Origin of the sequence: Seohaeicola nanhaiensis (assembly GCF_042654245.1) — a bacterium.
Taxonomy (GTDB): Bacteria; Pseudomonadota; Alphaproteobacteria; order Rhodobacterales; family Rhodobacteraceae; genus Seohaeicola_A; species Seohaeicola_A nanhaiensis.
Genome location: NZ_JBHSGI010000037.1, coordinates 1 through 918 on the forward strand (window position 1 = coordinate 1; position 918 = coordinate 918).

The 918-nt window shown below is 64.4% G+C and carries 1 protein-coding gene; it reads left to right on the plus strand.

All coding sequences use genetic code 11. The features are described 5' to 3' along the window. A partial coding sequence (locus ACFO5X_RS26125; RefSeq protein ID WP_380723268.1) for an IS5 family transposase occupies positions 1-918 on the plus strand: 918 nt, incomplete at both ends.

A 918-nucleotide genomic window follows, 5' to 3' on the forward strand; every position in this document is an offset into this window, starting at 1 on the left:
GAGCAGACCCATACCCCCGACCTACAAGACCAGGAACTGGCCAGCCTACAATGAAGCGCTCAAGCGCCGGGGCTCGCTGACGATCTGGTTTGACCCCGAGATGAGCTGGGATGCCGCGCCGACAGGCAGGCGTGGCCGACAGCAGACCTACAGCGATGCCGCTATCCAGACGTGCCTCTCGATGAAAGTGCTGTTCGGCATGGCGCTCCGGCAGACGACCGGGTTCGTCGAGAGCCTGCTACGGCTGGTCGGCCTGGACTGGACGGTGCCCGACTTCAGCACGCTATCTCGCCGCCAGAAGACCTTGGCCGTGAACATCCCCTACCGCGGCTCCAAGGGGCCGTTGCACCTGCTGATCGACAGCACCGGGATCAAGGTCGAAGGTGAAGGCGAGTGGCACGCCCGCAAGCATGGCGGCCCGAAACGGCGCGTCTGGCGCAAGATCCACCTTGGGATCGATGAGGAAACGTTGGAGATCCGGGCCGTCGAAGTCACCGGGAGCCACATCGGTGATGCGCCGATCCTATCCGACCTTCTCGACCAAATCCCGCAGGACCAGGAAATCGGTAGCGTTACGGCTGATGGCGCCTACGACACGCGCAAATGCCACGATGCGATTGCAGATCGCGGTGCCCATGCCGTCATCCCGCCCCGCAAGAACGCGAAGCCCTGGAAGACGATCACCGCTGGAGCCGTGGCGCGAAACGAGGCCCTGCGCGCGGCGAAATACCTGGGCCGCGCGCTCTGGCGACGATGGAGTGGATACCACCGCCGAAGCCGCGTCGAGACAAAGATGCATTGTATCAAGTTGCTGGGCCAGCGGCTCATGGCACGGGACTTCGACCGCCAGGTCGCGGAACTCCAGGTCCGCATCGCCGTCCTGAACGGCTACACCGCGCTCGGCACACCTGTCACGGA